Source organism: Bacillus sp. NPDC060175, from assembly GCF_042728695.1.
Lineage (GTDB): Bacteria > Bacillota > Bacilli > Bacillales > Bacillaceae_G > Bacillus_A.
This window is the reverse complement of the sequence record NZ_JBHWYR010000033.1, coordinates 33,927-55,099: the sequence shown is the minus strand read 5'-3', so window position 1 is coordinate 55,099 and position 21,173 is coordinate 33,927. Positions and strand designations below refer to the sequence as shown.

The 21,173-nt window shown below is 34.1% G+C and carries 15 protein-coding genes and 1 pseudogene; 3 read left to right on the top strand and 13 right to left on the bottom strand.

Annotated features, from left to right (window positions below; genetic code table 11):
* Positions 1-135: 135 nt before the first annotated feature.
* From dptH to ACFWDE_RS17185, 8 genes are all read right to left on the bottom strand, one after another.
* Positions 136-5,319 carry a DNA phosphorothioation-dependent restriction protein DptH gene (gene dptH, locus ACFWDE_RS17220; RefSeq protein ID WP_377893534.1) on the bottom strand — a complete coding sequence of 1,728 codons (5,184 nt, stop codon included), beginning with the start codon at positions 5,317-5,319 and terminating at the stop codon, positions 136-138.
* Positions 5,300-6,697 (bottom strand): DNA phosphorothioation-dependent restriction protein DptG, encoded by a 1,398-nt coding sequence (dptG, locus tag ACFWDE_RS17215; protein ID WP_377893531.1) that lies wholly within the window; start codon positions 6,695-6,697, stop codon positions 5,300-5,302. Before dptG ends, dptH begins: the two co-directional genes overlap by 20 nt.
* Positions 6,698-6,700: 3 nt before the next feature.
* Positions 6,701-8,968, bottom strand: coding sequence for a DNA phosphorothioation-dependent restriction protein DptF (gene dptF, locus ACFWDE_RS17210; protein WP_377893530.1), 2,268 nt, complete (start codon positions 8,966-8,968; stop codon positions 6,701-6,703).
* A gap of 263 nt (positions 8,969-9,231) precedes the next feature.
* Positions 9,232-10,179: a helix-turn-helix transcriptional regulator gene (locus tag ACFWDE_RS17205; RefSeq protein ID WP_377893529.1), complete on the bottom strand. Its 948-nt coding sequence runs from the start codon at positions 10,177-10,179 to the stop codon at positions 9,232-9,234.
* Between the two features lie 90 nt (positions 10,180-10,269).
* Positions 10,270-10,686, bottom strand: a complete 417-nt coding sequence (locus ACFWDE_RS17200) for a hypothetical protein (RefSeq protein ID WP_377893528.1) — start codon at positions 10,684-10,686, stop codon at positions 10,270-10,272.
* A 162-nt stretch (positions 10,687-10,848) separates the two neighbouring features.
* Complete coding sequence (locus ACFWDE_RS17195; RefSeq protein ID WP_377893540.1) at positions 10,849-11,817, bottom strand: tripartite tricarboxylate transporter substrate binding protein; 969 nt, start codon at positions 11,815-11,817, stop codon at positions 10,849-10,851.
* Positions 11,814-12,491, bottom strand: coding sequence for a response regulator (locus ACFWDE_RS17190; RefSeq protein WP_377893526.1), 678 nt, complete (start codon positions 12,489-12,491; stop codon positions 11,814-11,816). Before ACFWDE_RS17190 ends, ACFWDE_RS17195 begins: the two co-directional genes overlap by 4 nt.
* Before the next feature lie 19 nt (positions 12,492-12,510).
* Positions 12,511-14,100 (bottom strand): ATP-binding protein, encoded by a 1,590-nt coding sequence (locus ACFWDE_RS17185; protein ID WP_377893524.1) that lies wholly within the window; start codon positions 14,098-14,100, stop codon positions 12,511-12,513.
* Between the two features lie 224 nt (positions 14,101-14,324).
* On the opposite strand from ACFWDE_RS17185, the gene ACFWDE_RS17180 reads away from it, so the two are divergent.
* Positions 14,325-15,647 (top strand): MFS transporter, encoded by a 1,323-nt coding sequence (locus ACFWDE_RS17180; protein ID WP_016103884.1) that lies wholly within the window; start codon positions 14,325-14,327, stop codon positions 15,645-15,647.
* Between the two features lie 691 nt (positions 15,648-16,338).
* Positions 16,339-17,286 (top strand): class A beta-lactamase BlaIII, encoded by a 948-nt coding sequence (gene blaIII, locus ACFWDE_RS17175; protein ID WP_002016516.1) that lies wholly within the window; start codon positions 16,339-16,341, stop codon positions 17,284-17,286.
* A 243-nt stretch (positions 17,287-17,529) separates the two neighbouring features.
* Here the strand turns inward: blaIII and ACFWDE_RS17170 are convergent, their stop codons facing one another.
* The 3 genes from ACFWDE_RS17170 to ACFWDE_RS17160 all read right to left on the bottom strand — a co-directional run bounded on the left by ACFWDE_RS17170 (position 17,530) and on the right by ACFWDE_RS17160 (position 18,693).
* Positions 17,530-17,688 carry a hypothetical protein gene (locus ACFWDE_RS17170; protein WP_002087303.1) on the bottom strand — a complete coding sequence of 53 codons (159 nt, stop codon included), beginning with the start codon at positions 17,686-17,688 and terminating at the stop codon, positions 17,530-17,532.
* A gap of 150 nt (positions 17,689-17,838) precedes the next feature.
* On the bottom strand, positions 17,839-18,000 hold the full coding sequence (locus ACFWDE_RS17165; RefSeq protein WP_171903091.1) for a hypothetical protein: 162 nt from the start codon (positions 17,998-18,000) through the stop codon (positions 17,839-17,841).
* A 288-nt stretch (positions 18,001-18,288) separates the two neighbouring features.
* Positions 18,289-18,693, bottom strand: coding sequence for an alpha-ketoglutarate permease (locus ACFWDE_RS17160; protein WP_074651618.1), 405 nt, complete (start codon positions 18,691-18,693; stop codon positions 18,289-18,291).
* Between the two features lie 361 nt (positions 18,694-19,054).
* Here ACFWDE_RS17160 and ACFWDE_RS17155 point away from each other — a divergent pair.
* Positions 19,055-19,623: pseudogene (locus ACFWDE_RS17155) on the top strand (tyrosine-type recombinase/integrase).
* A 91-nt stretch (positions 19,624-19,714) separates the two neighbouring features.
* On the opposite strand, the gene ACFWDE_RS17150 reads toward ACFWDE_RS17155, so the two are convergent.
* Both ACFWDE_RS17150 and ACFWDE_RS17145 read right to left on the bottom strand, forming a co-directional pair.
* Positions 19,715-20,185 (bottom strand): SMI1/KNR4 family protein, encoded by a 471-nt coding sequence (locus tag ACFWDE_RS17150; RefSeq protein ID WP_002064022.1) that lies wholly within the window; start codon positions 20,183-20,185, stop codon positions 19,715-19,717.
* A 266-nt stretch (positions 20,186-20,451) separates the two neighbouring features.
* On the bottom strand, positions 20,452-21,123 hold the full coding sequence (locus tag ACFWDE_RS17145) for a hypothetical protein (RefSeq protein ID WP_377893521.1): 672 nt from the start codon (positions 21,121-21,123) through the stop codon (positions 20,452-20,454).
* Between the last annotated feature and the right edge of the window lie 50 nt (positions 21,124-21,173).

Below are 21,173 nucleotides of genomic sequence, written 5' to 3'. Positions count from 1 at the left end.
TATTATAAGAGACCGCTTCTTCCGTAAATTAAATATTATGTATCATTCTAATTTCACCGATAGAAAATCCCCTCCATAGTAAACAGATTAATATGCATTCTTTTTTCTGTTTACTATAAGGGGATCTAGTTCCTTTTATATACGTTCAGATAACGCCATAATCTCAACCACCGTTACAGTTGGTTGAGACAATTCGCCATTTCCTTGTAATACAGGACCATGTACAATACATTGACCTTTTTTCAATGTTGAAAGTCTATTCTCCCATTCTTTTTTCTCTGAAGAATCGTTAGACAAACTAGTAGCAATTGTAGAAATCTCTTGTTCTGGTGGCGCAAAATAAATCTTCTGTGAAGCATTTTGCAGCCTTGCTAATTCATCAGTAGCCAATTGAGATTTTAAAAATTGGGTTGCATACCATGCAGACCATCCGAATTTACGTCCCTCTTGTAAAATTCGTGCAGAAGGTGATTTTTCCGTATGATCAAGATTTTGTGCTTCATCCATTATGACAGGCATTGGATTATTTTTATTTCCAAACCTTACGGAATAATTCCAAAGATCCCATAAAATAAATTCTGTAATCATTAATTGGACATCTCGAGGATATCCAGTCAACTGAATAATAAAAATCTCACCATTACTATCTACAACATCTTTCCAATTTATTGTATTTTCATGGCTAAATGGATTCCGATCGATAAGGGGTCTTATTTGAGATAAAGCCGTCTTAGCATAGCTAGAACCATCTTCTTCTAAACATTCTCTAAGCTTTATTAAGCCCATATCTTCTCCGTATTTATCTAATCCATTAAGAGTACCTTCATAAATTGCATTTAATTGCTGCACACCTAATGTACTGTACACGGCAGCAAACACACTCTTAATTCTTTCAGCAACATCCGTATTAGATTCTGGAAGTGTAATCCCTCCAATATCTCTTTCATTCTTTTGAAACGGATTGATTGGGAGTTGCTCACTATATACAATCTTTTGTTTTACCTTTGTACCCATTGCTTGTACAAATTCATCTTCTAATTGATTTGGTAAAAATCCTTCTGTATAGTCGATAACAATACTTGGAATGCCTTGCTTCGATTTTTCTAATAATAAGCATTGCATGAAATATGTCTTACCTTGTCCGGATTTACCAGATATCAGCAAATGTCTATTCGCCAATCCTTTATTACCATATTCCCAATAAATCTTTCTATTTGAGTTCTCTGCCTTCCCAATTAAAATTCGGGATTTTTCTAATTCTTGTGGCTCTCTTTCTTTTATTTCTTCAAGAACTTCCCTTGTATTTTCGATTTGCTCCTCAGTAACCTCATTAGAATCGATAATTTCAAGATGTTCTTCTACCTCTACATCAGCCTCTAATTTATTTTCTTCCGGGCTAAAAGAAGATGCTCTTTCCCCTTCGCTATAGACACCTGTATATTTATAAGAAAGTAAATCTTCCTTAATAAAATCGCCTTCTGTTTCTTGAATCCAATTCTTCATATCTTCCATTGGTTGTATAAGACCACTATATCCATCAAATTCCGGAAGATTTAACAGTGTAATTCCTTCATCTAGTTTAGCACTTCTGTGATAAGCGTCTCGCTGGAAAGATAAAATAGCTCCTTCGCCAATCGATGACTCTACTCCGTTTGAAATTACGAATTGATCTTTCAGCAGTTTCTCAACCACTTCATTATTCAATTCGTAATTTTTCTCTTCCCAGAATCTACTTTTAAATACTTTATTAGCATTAGAAATATAAAGTTGCGCAAAGAAATTACGATAGAAACGGCTAGTAAAAGAATTAGTTGTTAATGCATCGTTGATTAGTTTCTTCGTATGTTTAACTTGTTTTCTCGCCTTTTCTAATACATCGTTTTTGTTAGCACCAATCTTTACTTCGACGGGATAAAAATGCATCATTAAATCATTCTCTACTTGTTCCAAACCTATTAAAAGTAAATCATCGCTATGAACACCTTTTACCCCTAAGTTTTTAGCTGTAAAGATACCCTCTGCTTTCTTTAAATTAACAGCACCTGCAACCCTTAAAACTTCTTCTAGAGAAATTGGTACCCATAAAATATCACGATGTTCAAAGTAAGCTAAAGAGAACTTTATAGCAGAAATAATACTCAATTTTTCTCTAGAGTAATGGCCCTTGCTGCCAATAACACGAAGTAACCACTCACCATTAAAAGTATTAAATGCTTTAATAGTACTTTCTACATTTTCTTTCTTACTCTCTACTTGCTTTTCCTTTAAAAATTCTTCAATAACAAAATGATATTGTTGCGATTTATCCGTTACAGTAATAGCATCATATCTACTTGAAGATGAATATTGATCACTATAATGAATAACGACTAGATTTTTCTCGTAATCATTAAAGAACTCCAGATCAAAGCTTGGATCTACAAACGTTACCCAATAAGAGGATTTAAAAATTTCTTCTAGAGTCTTTTCATCAGCACTTGTTGTTCTAGAGAAAATCGCTTCTCCTTTTCGATACGTATTATTTCCTCCGTTATGAAGATTTGCACTTAGTTCATTAAAATAATACGTTGTTTGTGTTAAAAGGTTCTCTTCTTCTATAGCATATGCCTTAACACCAAAACCACTTTTATAATTCTCGTTACTCTTCATTGAAGGGACTGTAGTATATAATCCTTCAATTGCTAGACCTGATAGCATTTCATCCATGGATTGTAATGCGTATCGCTCTTGTGCTTGCATTTTATAGAAAGAAATATGAGCATACTTATATTCTTCTCCTATTTCTTTTTTATAATAAAATAGCTTTTCACGAATAAATCGCAATATATCCTGAGGCTCATGTTGCTGTTTTGCGCCTAAATTAATATTAAATTTTGTTTGGAACTCCTCTATCGATTCTATTCTTGAGAAATTATCAAATGCACTGTCCTGTCCCTCTTCCTTATAAAGAGTCACTTCAACAGCTTTTAACCCTTCAGGTCCTTTTGATTTAATTCTTTCAAGCATCCAATTTACGATACCTCTAAACGTTTCATGATCGTTTTCAATGTTAATGACATTAATTTGCAACGGCGCTTTAGAATACTCACTAAATAAATATCCAAAGTGTCCTTCAAATTGCTGAATTTTATCCTCAATTACTTTTGCTAAAAATTGATTTGCATCCGACACTGAAACCTGGTTAACTGGTTTAAAGTCCATCCACTCTAATACGATATTCTGATTATCCGGTCTGTACAGTTGATCTCGATCATTATAAATATATGGAACTAGTCCATCTGGCTTTAATCGCTGTAAAATACTATTATCCACTTCTTCATTTGAAAGTAAATTATTCATTTTTAATTGGAAAGCGACCATAACTGGATGGAATGGTGTGAATTTAATTACATTATTCCCCATCACTGTCCCTAACTTAAATAAATCTCGTCCGCGTTTGCCAGCCTCATGTCCTTCTTCAAAACTTTTAATCTCTTGTATAAAAGCATTCAAATACTCTTCCGCTCTTTTAACTAGCTCGGCACTGTAATAACATAAGCTTGGTATACCTTTTTTAATTTTAAAGTAAGTTAAAAATCTACTATACGCTTCTCTTAGTTCATCGCTAATAGATATCTCTTCAGGGACTAATGCATCAGACTCTACTACGGCACACTTAAACCCATTTTCAATCCACTGATACTCCCACTCGAATAAGTTTCTATATTCGGGGCTTAAATAAAATTCTCTATTTCCAAAACGCAAACGATTATTTATCCATTCAAAATCTCTTTGCTGCTCACGCTTTAATTTCCAAATTCGCGCTCCGTTAATCGGAGTAGATTCTGGCAACTCATTTTTCAATATAATTGGAATGATTGTTTCATTCTCAGTCAAACGAATGTTAACTCTCATCTCTTCTTCATCATTATACGCTTCAGGTTGCGGAAGAATAGTAAGTTCATCATCTATACTACAATCAACAGTTGCATTTTCCTCATAAACTTCCATTGATTTTTTGTTATAACCTTGTCCAAATGAAAGCTCGTTATCTTCATACTGAAGTTCAATTAGACGCTTATTAGGAGCAATCAAATATGTTGTTTTAAAAGCATCTAATACATATGGATCAATTGGTAGTACAACAACAAATAACTCTACACCTAAAGTTGATTTATCATCATGCTTATAAGCTAACCTAGTAAATGTAGGTTGATTTCCACCTGTTTTTATAACCGCACTTAAATTTATTTTCCCTACCGATACTTCTACATTTTTCTTAAAAGCTGGGAGTATCTTTACATATTTATTCGATAAACTTTTAACATTTCCACCTTGAATTGAAAATGCAGCATTTAAATGTACCTTTTCCTTACATTCTGGATTAAATATAACTAAGTGTCTTTTTCTTTCTCCTGCTGCAGTCTCCTTTTGAGGCTTATCCCAAAAATGTAATCCTTCTTTAACTGTTAGCTCTTTTAAATTAATTGATGCCTTTTTATGAAGATCTATAAAATCCTGATGGAACCGATTAACATCAGCAAACCCCATCTCCTTCCAATCCTCACGCTTTAATTTGCTAGCCCCTTCAGGTGTAAATTTCTTTTCTAATTCCTCTGTTCCTAAACCAAAATCATGAATTTTTCGAACAAATTCATATAATTCTCTATTTGAACCTAAGCGTTCTTTTTGTTTATTCCCTTTAAATGTAGCTAATTCTTCGTCTTTAAAGACAGCAAATTTTTGATAGTCTTTATCTTCTATTGTACCCTTTGCAAGAGTAGAAAAAATTTCTTCAAATTCAAAGAAAGTAACTTGTTGATGTGCCTGTTCCTGCTTAATCATCTCCATGTTTTCTATAAGGATAATTTGAGCCGTTTTATCTAGCATACTACTTTCAATTTCTTGCCTTAATCCCTTTACTATAGAATTAGGATGCAACGGCATTCCATCCTTTTGAAGATCGCTACTTCCTCCCTGAATTGAATCCAACTGTTCTGAAACTATACTCAATAATGCTGTATCTTTCCATACACCTTTTTGTTCGCCTACTTGATTTCGTAAAGTAACTAAGAAATCCGGTTTAACATTTTCATTTGTAAAGGCAATGACAAGTTGAACATTTTGTATTTCAACTGAAAACGTTTTATACGGTTCACCCAATTCATGTTTATATACAAATTGCTTAACATTTTCCTGCTCTTGGAATGCTTTTACTAAATTCTCTACATCCTCTACTTTATCCAGCTGTAAATAAAATCTATCACCAGCTTTTATTGAGCGTTTTTTAAAATCACCCAATAACAACTCACATATATAATTATAAAATTCGTTTAACATACTGTGCATCACCACTATCACTTTTTTTATCTAGAATATTATGAGAATCAAATAACTCTATAATCATCTTTTTCGAATGACGATCAAAAGCCACTCCTCTTTTTGAAAATTCCTCAAACAAACGATTTAACGGCATTCTGTCTTCTTTTACACATACAGCTGTTAAAAGTAACAGCATTTCATGGCTCATATTAAAAACAGCCCCAATGCTGCCTCGGTTTTTCAGAAAGACATCTGCGCCTAAATCTTCAATATTCTCCCCAAACTTTTTAGCTGCTTCTGCATTTGTTCCCTCTTTTAAACAACTAAACAATGTCTTAAAAGCCTCAGAAATATTTTCCGGTTCTTCTTTAGGTGTTACTCGTTTCGCCCAAAGATCACTATACTTATTAATCCATTGCTTACTATCTACTAAAAATTGCTCTGCAACAGTTGGGCCCTTTTCATCTATTAAATCTTTTAACGCTCTATAATTCATAAATTTAAGGTTTTTCTTTTCATCAGCTAATTCATCTTGAAACCCGTTATAACTTAATTGTGCCATCGTGTGCATGTGCACAAATAAATTAGGTGCTTTATCTTTTACTCTTCTAAATCCTTCTAAATCATCTGCAGCCTTTCTTCTCTTACTAATAGATTCCCATTCTAAAGCAAAATATAAAGGGGTCGAATGCGAATAATTAGCTTCATCGAATTGTTCAAACTTCACAACTAATTGGCATACATACATAAAACTATAAAAGTGCGTAAGTAATGGGAAAGACTTTAAGAAATAATCTTTATATTGACTCAAAAATAGTAAGTCTTCCTGATAATTATCCGCTAAAAATCCCATTAAAGGTTGATATTGCTTAACTGGTTCTTTATTTGGGATATCTAATTTATTTAATATTAGTTCAGTTAATATATCTTCACTTTCCTTATTGTTAAATATAGAACTAACACTCGCTTCATCATAAATGAGAACATCTTTTACAAATTGTCCATATTTCAGCAATTCATTTTTCTCTGGGGCAGCCATATAATTAAACAAATATGGATGAATAGGTTTAATTTTATTGTCTTGACCAAATAAATATTGATTTAAAAAACGGTCTAAATCATATTCTGCTTCCTGTGTATATTCAATTTCTTCCATGATTTGATCCACAAAAGGATTACTAGCAGAAAACGGTTCTTCTTCACTTCTTTTCTTTTTTCCAGCCAGCTGTAAACCACAAATATTTCGAACATACTCACCTAAAACTTCGTTAAAATTTCCACGTATGGATTTCGTTCTTTTTGTAATAAAAGGTAAAATATCTACCACTTTACCAACTTCATGCCTCTCTTTTCCCAACAACTCTTCCAATTCTTCTATTTTTAATAATCTATTCATTAATTACTGCTCCCTTTCAAACACGAATGCACCAAAATCATCTCTGTTTAACTTATAAAAGCGAGAGTCATTAGGAAAATGTATCAATAGCTCATTTTCTTTTTCTCCAAATTTCATGATTTTCTCTACAAACTCTGTAAATTTAATTGCATCTTCTTCATCTTTTTTATTTGGACAATAACCTCGACAAACTTTTATCAATAAATTATAAAGTTGATAGTCAATATCCAATTCAATAGTATTTTCAATATCTCCATTGTGATACGCTAACACAAGTGATGCTTTAAAAGATTCGAGTACATCATTTTGATTAAATTTTAAATGATCAATTGATGGCCTTAAATTAAGCTGTTGAGCTAATCTATACTTATCACTTGGTTTATTTAAATAAATATATCCCTTTTTCGGACTTCCCTTCCATTTAAATAGCGCATCTTTTATTTCTTCATAAAAGACTTTAATTTCTTTTTTATTACCCGAATTAAAATCAAATAACTTTTTCACATATTTATGATACGTCTCATCCTCAACCTTTTGGGCAAAGTCTTCATTCGTTAAATATGTGATTCGAATAACGGTTTCTGAGAAACCAATAAATGATGGGCCATCCACTTTTTCTTCACTAATAAAAGGATTTAACCATCCTCTACCTTGATCAGATGTTACACAACGACTTAATATAATATCCCATTCATTTAAAGTACTTAAATCAATAATAATTTGATCAATATAAGAGGATCTTCTATGAACTGGGTCTAATTCATGTAAAGTCTTTAGGATAGGAGAACGCTCTTTCCGTTTAAACATAAGATTAGGCACAGCTTGCTCTAACACTTCAAATTCTGAGAGAACCTCAATTACTTCTAATTTATCTGGAATAATAATGTCAGCTACAAAGTTTAAAAATGCACGAGCAGATATAACTAACTTAAATTTCACTAACGTTTGAATAATCAAATTAACAATTTGCTTTTGTACGTAAGGTTCCTGAATAAATTTATAATTCTCATGAACCATCGTTCGAATATTATTTTTTGTATCCTCTTGATAAGCCAAATAAAAAGGATTCCCCTCTTCTTTATTGAATATTTTATTTAATAAAGTTAAAAAGAATGTTGATTGCGGCCCTTTTTCCGTTAATTCATACGAGTGATAATCACCAAAACTAATTAAATCAAAATGGTCTTCACCGTAACAAGTAGTAATACTTGAAGAAAATAGTCCACTACCTTCCACAAATCTATTTAAAGCTGTATATGTGAACTCCTGATGATCTAATGTAATAAAATTATGAAGAACTCCCATATTAATCGCTAAAATAACCTTTTTACTTGATCGATCGATCGATTGGTCGGAGAAATCTTGAAGTATTTCTTCTAGAGTCTCCATTGCATTTTTGTTAGGAGAAAAACTTTCTGTAGCATCATTAAAAATTTGATACCCTTCTAATAAGTCTGACTTATTCTCTTTTAAGTACGCTAATAAATGAGATTTCCCATCTCCAACGCTACCACAAAGGAGAATTAAGCTAGAGGAATTAAGTTCTTTATTTTGTATTAATATACGCTCTAAATCAGTTTGGATTTTTCTCTCTACGTGCATATATTTTTTAAATTGACTAAATGCATTTGCGTTTTCAATAGCCTCTTGTGAAGAATCTTGTAACCTCTTTAGCTCTCTTAATAAATAACTTTCTCCCTCAGGAAGGTCTTTACAAAGGATACTCTCTTCCGCTAGATCTTCAATAATAGGTTCTTCTTTTTTAACCTCATCCTTATTAGTAACACCGATTAATTGCATGACTTGCGCTTTCACCATTTCTTGTATATCTGCTTCATTACTTTGTACCGGTCTTGGATGCTCATATGCAGGTATTTTCAATTGTTCTGGTGAATATACTTCATATAACCAAACGGCAATATTATGCATAACTTTATGCAATTTAAAAGCTGCAGTAATATCATTAAACGAACCATCATGCGCTGCCTTATTACCCGTAAAACGAACTGTATCAAAATCCCTTTGTACTTCCGCCGTTATATAACCTTCTTTTGCAAGGTAGGAAATTTTATCATAAAGTGATGAAATATATGGTACCTTTATATCTTCTTGAGTGAACACCTCATTTAATATAGCTTCAGCAAATAACCTAGCTTTCACAATAGCACTTGCTGGGTCTTCATATATTAACTCTTCCATCTTTTTTGCATTAACCGCTGCAACTTGATTAATATGCTCTATAAAACTTAAAAAATATTTTTCCTCAGACATATTTAATATCCCTCACGCCATCTCATTAGTATTTTAATAATATTTTATCATATTCTTTTATAATTAATTAACAACCGTGTGTGAATTACATAAAATATCCAATTGTATAATTGGACCTCTAATTACTAATTATTCCTTATATAAGGTTTATAAAATTTATATGTAATCCTCAAACCATTTACAGATCTATCTTCACAGTAACATTAAAACCGGTATTTATTACGTCACTTTTATATTCTACTTGTTGCATTATATCCATTCATTCAAAATGATTCATATATCTCCAACAACTTCCTACCTTCCTCAACAACCTCTTCCCTCAACTCCCTAGGCTCCATCACCCTAACCGAAGCGCCCATTCCCAAAATCCATTTCTTAATCGATTCTTTCCCGCTCATCGTTGCGCGGAAAAGGATACTGCCGTCCTCATGATGTTCTATCTTTTGATTCTCTCCCCAAATGGATTCTGGTACAGATACAGCGAATGGTGGATAGATGAGTAACTCTACTTCTAACGGTTCTTTCATAATGCCGAATTTCGGAAATTCTTCCCTGATATCGAAATTGTCGGGTATTTTATATGTATCATACAAAGTTTTAATATCTTGCATTCGAGATAGTTTAAACATACGTTTTTCTTTTTTATCATTGCACAGGGCTAGGCAATAAAAGAATTCGTTGTAGTGCACAAATCCGTATGGATCGATAATTCGTTCTGATCTTTCACCAGACCGTTTCTCATATTGGATTTTCACCTTGCTGCTTGTAAATAACGCTTCTTGTAGTTGTACATATTTTTGATTTTCATTCGAAAATGCATAATTCGGCTTCGACCTTTGAACAAAATATATATGACGGTCTTTATTCGTTTCCACTTTCCGAACGGCATTCAATTTATCTAACGCTACTTGTGCGTCCCGTGAATAAATGTCATTACCTTTTGAAACTAGTTTTTGAATAGAGAATGTTAACGCATCTAGCTCTTGTTGGGACATATTTTTAATAGGAAATAACGATGTATTTGAAAGAGAATAACCACCGTACCTGCCTTTTGTTGTCTCTATTTTTATACCTGACATTTCAATATCATCACGATAAATACGGACCATCCGCTCTTTCACTTCTAATAACTCTGCCAATTCACTAATTCTCATTTTCCCTCTCGCATGCAGGAGTTCAATCATGTATAGGCAGTTACTTAATTTACTCATATAATTCCTCGTTTCTATTCATCCATCCTCATTCAAGTATAAAAGAATAGAACCATCTTTTAAATCCTTTCTATATATTCCCCCAAAATATCAATATATTACCCCAAAATGCACACTAGCACACCCCTGACATACACCATCCTCAAAAAGGTGTTCAGGCAAAGTCTTTGTATTGCAAAACTTACACTGCTGATACCGCCTCTTTCTAAAATCAGCAACCATAATAATACTCTCTTTAATTTCCACCGCTTTCTCACTGTCACTTAATTCCTCTAGATGTTCCCATAATAATATATGATGCGTAAACCCTGTCATATCTGGTACGGCAGGACTAATCCATACCAATCTATAAAACCCTATTTCTAATCCTATTTCACCCGCACGAATAAACATGTTTGGATCAAAATCCAACCCTCGAACTGCGAACTCGACATCTAGTTCTTTCAACTCACAACGCTCTAATTGTTTTAATATAAATTGTTGTATCTGTGTTTTTGCTAATTTCATTAATGACTAATCTCCTATACATATATTATTAATTTGGTATTTTAATAAAAAGTTGTAGCAATAATGACCTTTCATAACTTGTTATCACAAAATTACAACTCGAAATCCAGCACTATTTACGTCACATATATCATCACTTACAAATAAATCAATAAAAGATTATTAATCACTAAATTTAACCATCCCCCCATACCACCCACTACTCTCATCCAAAAACACCCTACTCTCCCCACTCCCCTTATAAAAACTCTCCCAACCCCTCTCCCTCAAAATCCCCTTCCAACTATCACTCTCAACCATCCTCTTAATAATACTATCCCAATAAGCAATCTCTTCCTCCGTCATATCTTTCGGTCCCATAATTCCTTTCCAGTGCTGGAATACAACGTCGACTCCTTGTTCTTTCCACGTCGGGATTTCTGGTAGTCGGTCTAGGCGTTTTTCTGAGGATACGGCTAGTATTTTTATTTTGCCGGCTTTGTATTGTTTTTCGGCTTCGGATAGGGTCATTGTTGCGGCGTTGATTTGTTTGTTCGTTAGGGCGTTGATGATTTTTTCTTTGTTTTCGTAGACGCAGAATTCTAGTTCGGCAGGGTTTATGCCGAAGGCTTTGCTTACTTGTACGAAGGATAGGTGATCGTCGTTTCCTAGGCCTGGGGCAACGCCGATTTTGAAGTTTTTCTTGTCTTGTTTTAGTTGTTCCATTAGTTCGTTTGCATTTTCTATGTTTGAGTCTTTTGATACGACAACGACTTCCCAGTCTGATGCTAGCGTTGCGAGCGGTGTGAAGTCTTTATATGTTAGTTTACTGTGGCCTAGTAGGTTGTTCGTTATGAGTAAGCTTGAGTTAATCGCAAGTACGTGACCGCCTTTTTGTTTCGTATATTTCCATCCGACATCACCGCTGCCGCCTATTTTGTTTGTGACAGTGATTGGTTTTGTGAAGATTTTCTCTTCTGTCAGTGTTTTCTGCATCGCCCGTGCCGTTAAGTCCCATCCCGCTCCTTGAACGTTTGGTGCAACGATTTCTACTTTGTCTATGTTTACTGTATTCGTTTGAGGTTTTTCCGACGAACAACCAGCTATTATTCCTGTCATGATCCATATACATAGTAATAATCGTTTTTTCATAACCCCCGTCCTATTCGATACTTTCGTTCTGGTCGTCCGATAATGCCGTATGTGTATTCTACTGTGCATTTATTTGTCGCTACTAAGTATTCTAAGTATCTTCTGGCGGTTGTTCTGGAAGCTCCCATTTGTTCCCCCATTTCTTCTATTGTAATTCCCTCTTCGAATCCTTTTATAATTCCTTTCACTTTTTGTAGTGTTAAAGGATCAACACCTGTCGGTAAATTTTTTATATCTTGTGTTTGTGAAGTGCCGAAGAAGTTATCGATTAGTGCTTGATTCACTTCATTGTTACTACGTAATAGTTGCTTCTTTCTTTTATAGTCTTCAATTGTGCGAACAAATTTATCTAACGTGACCGGTTTTATAAGGTAGTTGCTTACGCCATTTCGAATTGCTTTTTCTAGCATATAGTTTTCATTCGCCGCTGTAACCATAATGACGTCAACGTTTGGAAAGTCAGCGTGGATTTTCGGCAATAAGTCTGTACCAATTCCATCTGGTAAATAATTATCTAATAGAAGTAAATCGATTTCTTCCTTTTGTAGTAGTTCCATCGTTTCTTTTGCGTTCAATGCCTTCCCAATAACTTTTACGTCCTTTATTTTTGATAAAAACTCCTCTTGAATTTGCGCTACGCGGAAATCATCTTCTGCAATTGCAACCTTCAACATATGTCCATCCCCCTGTTTGTCATGTACTTTCTCTCAACGTTTTCGGAAGGTAAATTGTAAAAATAGCTCCCCCATTTTTCTCGTTTTGAATTTCAATTGTTCCCCCTAGTAAATCTACCATTTCTTTCACGTTTGCTAGCCCGTAACCACGATCGTTTCCTTTCGTTGAAAATCCTTTTTGGAAAATGGTTGTGATTTTTTCCGCCGGTATTCCTGCTCCACTATCTATTACTTCAAAAACAATATCGTGCCCAATGTCCGTAACAAAGAAGGAAACACTCTTTTCCTCTTGTTCATTCACCGCATCAAATGCATTATCGATTATGTTTCCAAGTATCGTAATAAGATGCGAAACCTTTATATGGTCTGGTAACGGATGAAGCGCACTATCTCCTTCAATATGAAAATCGATTTTCTTTTCAGATGCTGTTCCGAGTTTTCCTAATAAAATAGCTTGTACTTTCGCATCGTGAATTTGATGGAATAAAATATGGTTTTGGCTTTGATGAATATTAGATTCTTGTTGGATAAATTCAATCGCTTCTCTGTAGTGCCCTAACTGAAGTAATCCTGATAAGACGAAAAGCTTATTTGTAAATTCATGCGTTTGAGCACGTAAATCCTCTGAATACTTTCTTACCTCAGATATTGTATTCACTAAATTTTGCAGTTCTGTTTTATCTCTAAAACTACATACAACACCTACCGTACTGTTATTTTCGAGTATTGGTGTCATGTTTAAAATGAATACTTTATCTTGAAACGCTATTTCTTGATCGTTTTCTAGCACTCTTTCCATATGAAAAGCCGGTAAAACTTTTGAAATGTGTTGCTGCATATAATCACCATTTACATACAGCATTTCTTCTGCCGAAGTGTTCATCATCGTAATAAAACCGTTTTGATCAATAGCGATAATTCCTTCTTTTATAGATAGTAGTATCGCGCTTCGTTCCCGGTATAGCGCTGCGATTTCATTCGGTTCTAGACCGAGTGTATCTTTCCTGATACTACGTGCTAAAAGAATGCCACCAACAATTCCGGCTAGTAATACAGCTAAGGAAAAGAGGATAATTTCTTTCGTTCTGCTCAATATGTTAGATTCAATACCTTTTATTAAAAACTCTACTGTCACAACGCCTACTACTTGATCGTAATCTCCGTTATGAATAATAATAGGTGCCTTCGCCATTAAAGCTGGACCGCTTACTCCCTTTCCTTCAAGCGTATAATATCCACCAAAAGTGAGTGCTTCATAGTTATATGGATTGTTACTCTTTGTACCAATCAACTCCGAATTAGAATGGGAATACATAACCCCATAACGATCTTCTATAATTACATAATCCGCACCAGCTTGCTCGCGAACTTGTTCCGCAATGGATTGAATAGTACTTTTATGCTCGTTGTATTGAAAAGCATCTTTTATAGCTGGCATAAAAGACAAAGATTTAGCCGTTTGCAAAGCTAACTGTTCTACTTGACGTTTCGTATCAACAGACTGAATGTAAACAAATATCCCCGCTAACAGGAGAACGACAAATACAATTAATGTAATAATTAAGCCTAGTATTTTCGTTTGTAATGACACTTTTCGTGATTTCTTCATACTTCATATCCTTTGATAAAATATTCAAAACTATCAATCTTATTTTTCTATTATTATGACAAAACTGAAAATGAATCAACTATAAAAACCTCCATGTACATAAAGTACAAAAAGAATAAAATTGTCATAATATTGAGATTTCAATTCAAGGACAGTACAATTCAACTATATTGAACACGCTTTCATAATTATCATTTTATTTATAAGCAAGAGGAGGAATTATTATGGCTCAAGCAAAATCTAACCGAGTCGCCGGCAATATCTTCAAAGGTTCTGTCGGCAATTTAATTGAATGGTATGACTGGTACGTTTACTCTGCTTTCGCTGTTTACTTCTCAGCAGAGTTCTTTCCTAAAGGAGATCCAACGAGTCAATTACTGAACACAGCCGCTATTTTCGCAGTCGGATTTTTAATGCGCCCTATCGGCAGTTTGCTAATGGGACGATATGCAGATCGGCACGGACGCCGGGCAGCATTAACGCTTTCGATTACGGTTATGGCCGGTGGTTCTTTAATTATTGCCTGTACACCGAGTTACGAAAGCATCGGTATTATGGCACCAATTATTTTAGTTCTTGCCCGTTTACTCCAAGGATTATCACTTGGCGGAGAGTACGGAACTTCCGCAACGTATTTATCTGAAATGGCTAGTAGTGGTCGCCGTGGTTTTTATTCAAGTTTTCAATATGTAACGCTCGTTGCTGGACAGATGGTTGCGTTAGGCGTTCAAATTGTTCTTCAGCAATTACTAAGCGAACCAGATATGAAAGCTTGGGGATGGCGTATTCCATTCATTATTGGTGCGATGGGAGCAGTAGCTGTATTATGGCTTCGACGTACAATGGATGAATCAGAGCAGTTCTCAAATATGGAATCGAAAAACCGCGAAAGCGCAGGAACCGTTCGCGCTCTTATGAAACACCCGAAAGCAGTATTAACAGTAGTCGGCCTAACACTAGGAGGCACTGTTGCATTTTATACGTACACAACATATTTACAAAAGTTCATGGTAAACACAGTCGGTCTTCCGAAAGAAGTTGTAAGTTGGATTAACTTTGTCGCACTACTTATATTCGTCGTACTTCAGCCGATTGCGGGGCTATTATCCGATAAAATTGGACGCCGCCCACTCTTAATGGCTTTCGGTATTCTCGGAACGTTACTAACAGCACCGATCTTCTTCTTTATGGAAAAAACGACAGAACCAATCGTAGCATTTTTACTCATGATGGTCGGCCTTATTATCGTTACTGGTTACACTTCCATTAACGCAATTGTAAAAGCAGAACTCTTCCCAACTGAAATTCGCGCACTAGGCGTAGGTTTACCATATGCTCTAACCGTTGCGATATTCGGCGGAACAGCGGAATTTATCGCATTATGGCTAAAGAGTATCGGGATGGAATCACTATTCTATTTTTATGTAGCTGGATGTATCGCAATAAGCTTTATTACGTATTGGCGTATGGATGAGTCATCGAAGACTTCGCAGATTGAGGCGGAGCTTAATGGTGGAGATAAACTAGCTAATAATAAATCTAGTTAAAATTACGTATGCTATGTTCTTCGTTTACCTGAACTCGATTTTCTTTATCTAAAAAAGCATAATTCATTAATATACAATTTAAAAACCTCTACTTATATGTAGAGGTTTTTGTATGACGAAAAAACACGTAGTTCCATTGTTATTTTACAAACCCCAAATTCTTCCTCATCTTAAAGTGGAACAAATTTATTACTTAGAGTGTCTAATAAGTGTATTTCTAATATTAGTTGTCCAGATTGGATACAACATATCCTGTTTGACATCTATTTTTATGTATTACAAAAAAATGAAAGGACTTATTATTCCCAAAAGTAAAAAACATGTATTGTAATACTTTCACAGGTGAACCATTACAAGTGAAAACAAAAAAGAAACAACCCAAACCGTGACTTATCAATCATATAAAGTGAAACTTTAATCAGTGGGGGTTTTGTTCATCCCCCACTGATTATTAGCCTTCACCAATCGGGCTTTTACGGGCAGCCCGACCCCTGCCTAACTTCTTTGCTTCCGCTGAATTTTGAGGTGGGGGTCTTACTGCCCGGCGAATAGCGGGATAAACGTTTTGGATGTCATTTAACCTGTGAAATTTTAGCTGCAGTAGTATTGTTACCCTATGCCATCCTTAATTGCATTGGTATTTAGAATACCTAGACAAAATCCATATATTCTTGAAAGAGGTTGAAAATTTATGTTCGTTTTAAACAAGTTCTTTAACATTTTACATTACAAAAAGATTGTGCCTGTAGTATTACTTTCATGTGTATCACTTATAGGCTGTTCCAATAGTAACACTCAATCTGAACCACCTAAACAAACGAATCAAGCTAATCAAATTAAACAAGAAAATACAGGTAATCAATCTTTCGCTAAACTTGAAAAAGAATATGATGCTAAGCTTGGTATTTATGCACTGGACACAGGTACAAATCAAACTGTTGCTTATCATTCAGACGATCGTTTTGCATTTGCATCTACATCTAAATCATTAGCTGTGGGCGCTCTTTTACGCAAGAACTCATTAGAAGCTCTTGATCAAAGGATTACGTATACTCATGAAGATCTTTCTAATTATAATCCAATTACTGAAAAGCATGTTGATACAGGAATGACGTTAAAAGAACTTGCAGATGCTTCAGTTCGATATAGTGACAGCACAGCACATAATTTGATTCTTAAACAGTTAGGGGGGCCCTCTGAATTTGAAAAAATCTTGAGAGAAATGGGAGATACTGTTACTACTTCAGAACGATTTGAACCTGAATTAAATGAAGTGCATCCAGGAGAAACACATGATACCAGTACACCAGAAGCGATAGCTAAGACACTTCAATCATTTACATTAGGAACTGCACTTCCAATAGAAAAACGTGAACTATTAGTAGATTGGATGAAGAGAAATACAACTGGAGATAAATTGATTCGTGCGGGCGTACCAAAAGGATGGGAAGTAGCTGATAAAACAGGCGCGGGATCTTACGGAACAAGAAATGATATCGCAATTATTTGGCCACCAAATAAAAAGCCGATTGTTCTTGCTATACTTTCTAATCATGATAAAGAAGATGCTAAATACGATGATAAACTTATTGCAGACGCAACCAAAGTCGTGTTAAATACCTTAAAAGCTACGGAATAAATGATAATAGGTTAAAAGTTTTCTATTTTAGGCGGGTGTTTTCTCTAGTAGGAGTTGCACCGCATTTTCATCAACTAAAAATTTAATAGTGTCCCAAAAACGAAAATTGGTGCTAACTTGTAATAAAAAGCTCATTTTTATTGTTTGGGGATAAATCGTTCTTTAAGCTTGATGGTGATTTGGTGCTATCCCTAAAACATCTGGACTGTAATAGTCAACTAAAAAATGCAAACAAAAAGACCTTTAGTCAGTCGTTTTGTTTGCATTTCCTTTTTCTAAAACCACAGAAAAGATAAGTACTATAGTTAACACCATAATAAACCTTACTTCACTTCCATCACTTACAAAAAATGAATACAAAGTATAAATTAAAATTAATATTCCATAAATAACTTTGTGCAATGAACTCCCCCCTTTTTGCCGTATATATTTTAGTGTAAAAATTTAATTCAAGCCCTATATCAAAATGAAAATAAAAAGCACCTGTGATATACACAAAGTGCTTTTCTCTTGTCAATTTATCTATTTTCACTATATTTATCTATTTTCTTTTTATAACTCAAATTTCTTCGAATCGTACTTTTCTAGAGTTTGCTGCAATTCATTTTGTTCATATGGAATATGTTTATCTGTCTGTACATCTTCAACATTTTCTCCACCTGTTAATAATCTCCTGTACTTAAAAGAGTGCCCTGTTAATACTGTTTTAATCATTTTGTATTGCCCTCCTTTTGTTTGATTACTTGTATCATAAAACAAGTATCTGAAGTTGATATGTAGTTTATCTAGAGTGTATGTAAATTTAAAAAATCTCTAATAAAATGTTTATGTTGTAACGTTACCACCAAAACTAGTGCTTCAAACACCATGATTTGAAGAGACAGTAACCCATATTCTAGCTTGAATTCCCGCTACAGTTCTATATTGAGTAAAACCGGTTGATTCCTATAATATAAAAAGAGCACCACTTTTTGGATGCTCTTCGTTATAACTATATATTATTTAATTTCCTTCTTTTGTTGGTACCATTTTTCCTTCTTGAGAGTCTGTGCCCTCTGTTCTTTCAACAGTTTTTGCATGCTCTGGTTTTTCAGGGGCTCCCATTTCAAATCCAGGTTGAGAATCTGTACCTTCTTTTGTTGGTACCATTTTTCCTTCTTGAGAACCTGTACCTTCTGTTCTTTCAACAGTTTTTGCGTCTCCTTTAGGAGTCGCTGGCACTGCATCTTTAGGTAAATCAAAGTTTTGTGAGAAAGACGTTGTTCCATCTGCACTCTGTGTAATTACTTGATTTGAACTATCTTCATTTGACTTTAAATTGTCCATTTTCGCATCATCTGCACCTACTGCACCTCCCGCTACCAATCCTGTACTTAAAAGTGCTCCTGCTAATAATGTTTTAATCATTTTTCATTACCTCCTGTTTATTTGTAATATTCATCAAAAAAGTATCTAGAGTTAATGTTTTAGTCATTATCTTTATCTACTTGCTTTTTGATTACATTTAGCATAAGACAAGAATCTATAGTTGATATGGACTGTATCTGGAGATTATGTAAAGAAAAATGGATGATCAATTGTATATCCTAATGGATGCTTAGACAAGATTAAAACTTTATATGAGTTTGAACAATTGAGTTCCCCTTTGTTTTTGGGTGTGAGGTTTTTAGCTGGAGTGGAGTGAGGGACTAACCTTTTCTAATTTGAAAGCAAACTTTTTATTATTAGTTTACATTCAAAACACTGTAAATAAAGATGTTAAAAATCCGTGAACAAAAAACCACATCTCATTGATGTCCACCCCATCAGAAGTAAAGAACAGATTGAAGATATGAAATGGGCTCTCAAACGTCATTATTCTGAACGAGACTATATTCTCTTCCTTATTGGGATCCATACAGGATTACGTGTCAGCGATCTACTCCAAATTGAAACCCAAACCATAGTAAAGTTAAAACGAAAAAAAAGAAAAGAATTTAAGATCAAAGAAGGAAAAACAGAGAAAGAACGCATGATTAACCTTACTTCTATTTTTGATGAAGTCTATTCGTATGCCCAAGCACTAGAAAGTACCTGGTTATTCCCTTCAAGAAAAGGGGATCAATCCATTAGTAAGATCCAGGCTTATCGACAATTACAACAAGCCGGAGATTTTGCCGATATAGAATCCATCGGGACTCACACCATGCGGAAAACCTTCGGCTATTGGTTCTACAAACAAAAGATGTAGCTATGTTACAAGAAATTCTTAATCACAGTACACCACAAATTACACTTAAATACATTGGTGTCAATAAAGAAGAAAAGGATAATATCCTTGATACATTTCTCCTTTAATTTCTTTTAAAATATATATCAACCTATTAAAAAGCAAAAAACTTTAATACAAATTCAAACCCATAAATAAAATTTAATTACTTTTCTTACATTATTCTTTTAACATACTTAAAAAATCACTAAAATTATCTGCAACTTCACTAGTTACTGGATTCAACTCTTCTGATTCTTCATGATACCATACCACAACAGATGGTATTTCTTTTTCTCTAAAATCTAAACAAAGAAAATCACCTGCGAATAAAACAGCAAACGGAATAACATTTACTCCTGTTAAATCTTCATCATCCGTTAAACGAGTATCGATATCAGATAATACAACCTCTATATCATACCAACCATTTTCATCATCATCTTCTGGGTCCTCCAACAAACATAAGAAACGTTCAATTAAAAGTTCATTTTTTTCATGTAAAAAAGCATTAGTAATAGGAATAGATCCATTATATTTTTTCAAAAAACCTATAAAATCAGTTGGTAATTTTATCTCACAATATTCCTCAAATGATTCAATTAATTCATCATTTGGTGATTGAAGTTTACTACCATTTTTAATCTTCATTTTAATCCCTCCAATTCTTTACCTACCTTTAAATATTATTTATCCCTATATCCACTCTTGATCTTTTTACTCTAAGGTATAGCCTGGTATTGATTTTCAAATCCTTTAACTTCTTCTATCCCTATCATCCGAAATAGAAAAAAGATCTCTCTGCTATCTAAATGTAATTCCACATTCATGAGATTAACTCTCCCTCCTATTTTTTCTATCCTTTAACCAACTATAAGAAGAATGCGATTATATACTTAAAATTCAACAAATTCTCTTTAAAAGCCTATGCATATTTTCCCTCCATCTTCTATATGCTTCCGTAAATAATAATACTTATGGAGTTCTATAATCATATAAAACAAAACAAACGAAATCACTGTGCATGCAGACATAAATACAATTGCCCCCATCTGTTGTGTTGCAATGCTAAGAATTATATTAGCAATTAACTGCCCCAATCCCGCTGCAATAGCTGCTACTTTTACACCACCAGTTCCTTTCGATGATTTTGATTTTTTTCTTGGTTCCTGAAGTTTTTCAATATGATTTTTATAAAAATGATACAAAGCAAAACCATACAAACCAAATGAAAGAATAAAATAGATGGGAGTTTGTAATTGTAACACTTCATAAGCATATTTTTGAGTTATAACCAATAATCCGACTGAACATATGGTGCCATATACTCCTCGAAATAGAGTGTATTGTAATTGTCGTTTCCGAGGATTGATAGCAATCCATATCGCCCACAAATTTAAAAAAATAACTGGAGGAGTTACTATATATACATAAAGTAATCGAAAAGGATTCGCGAACGCAGGCAAAAGAACAAACACGTCCGCCCCCAAAAGGACAAGGACAATTACATGGACTCTTATTTCATTTACAGGATAAAGAGCCATATAATGTGCAAAAGCTTTCTTATTAAAATCTATATTTTTTTTCATGTTAATTAAACCACTCCGCTACTGTTGACCAAGTTTTTTTCGCGCTCGTT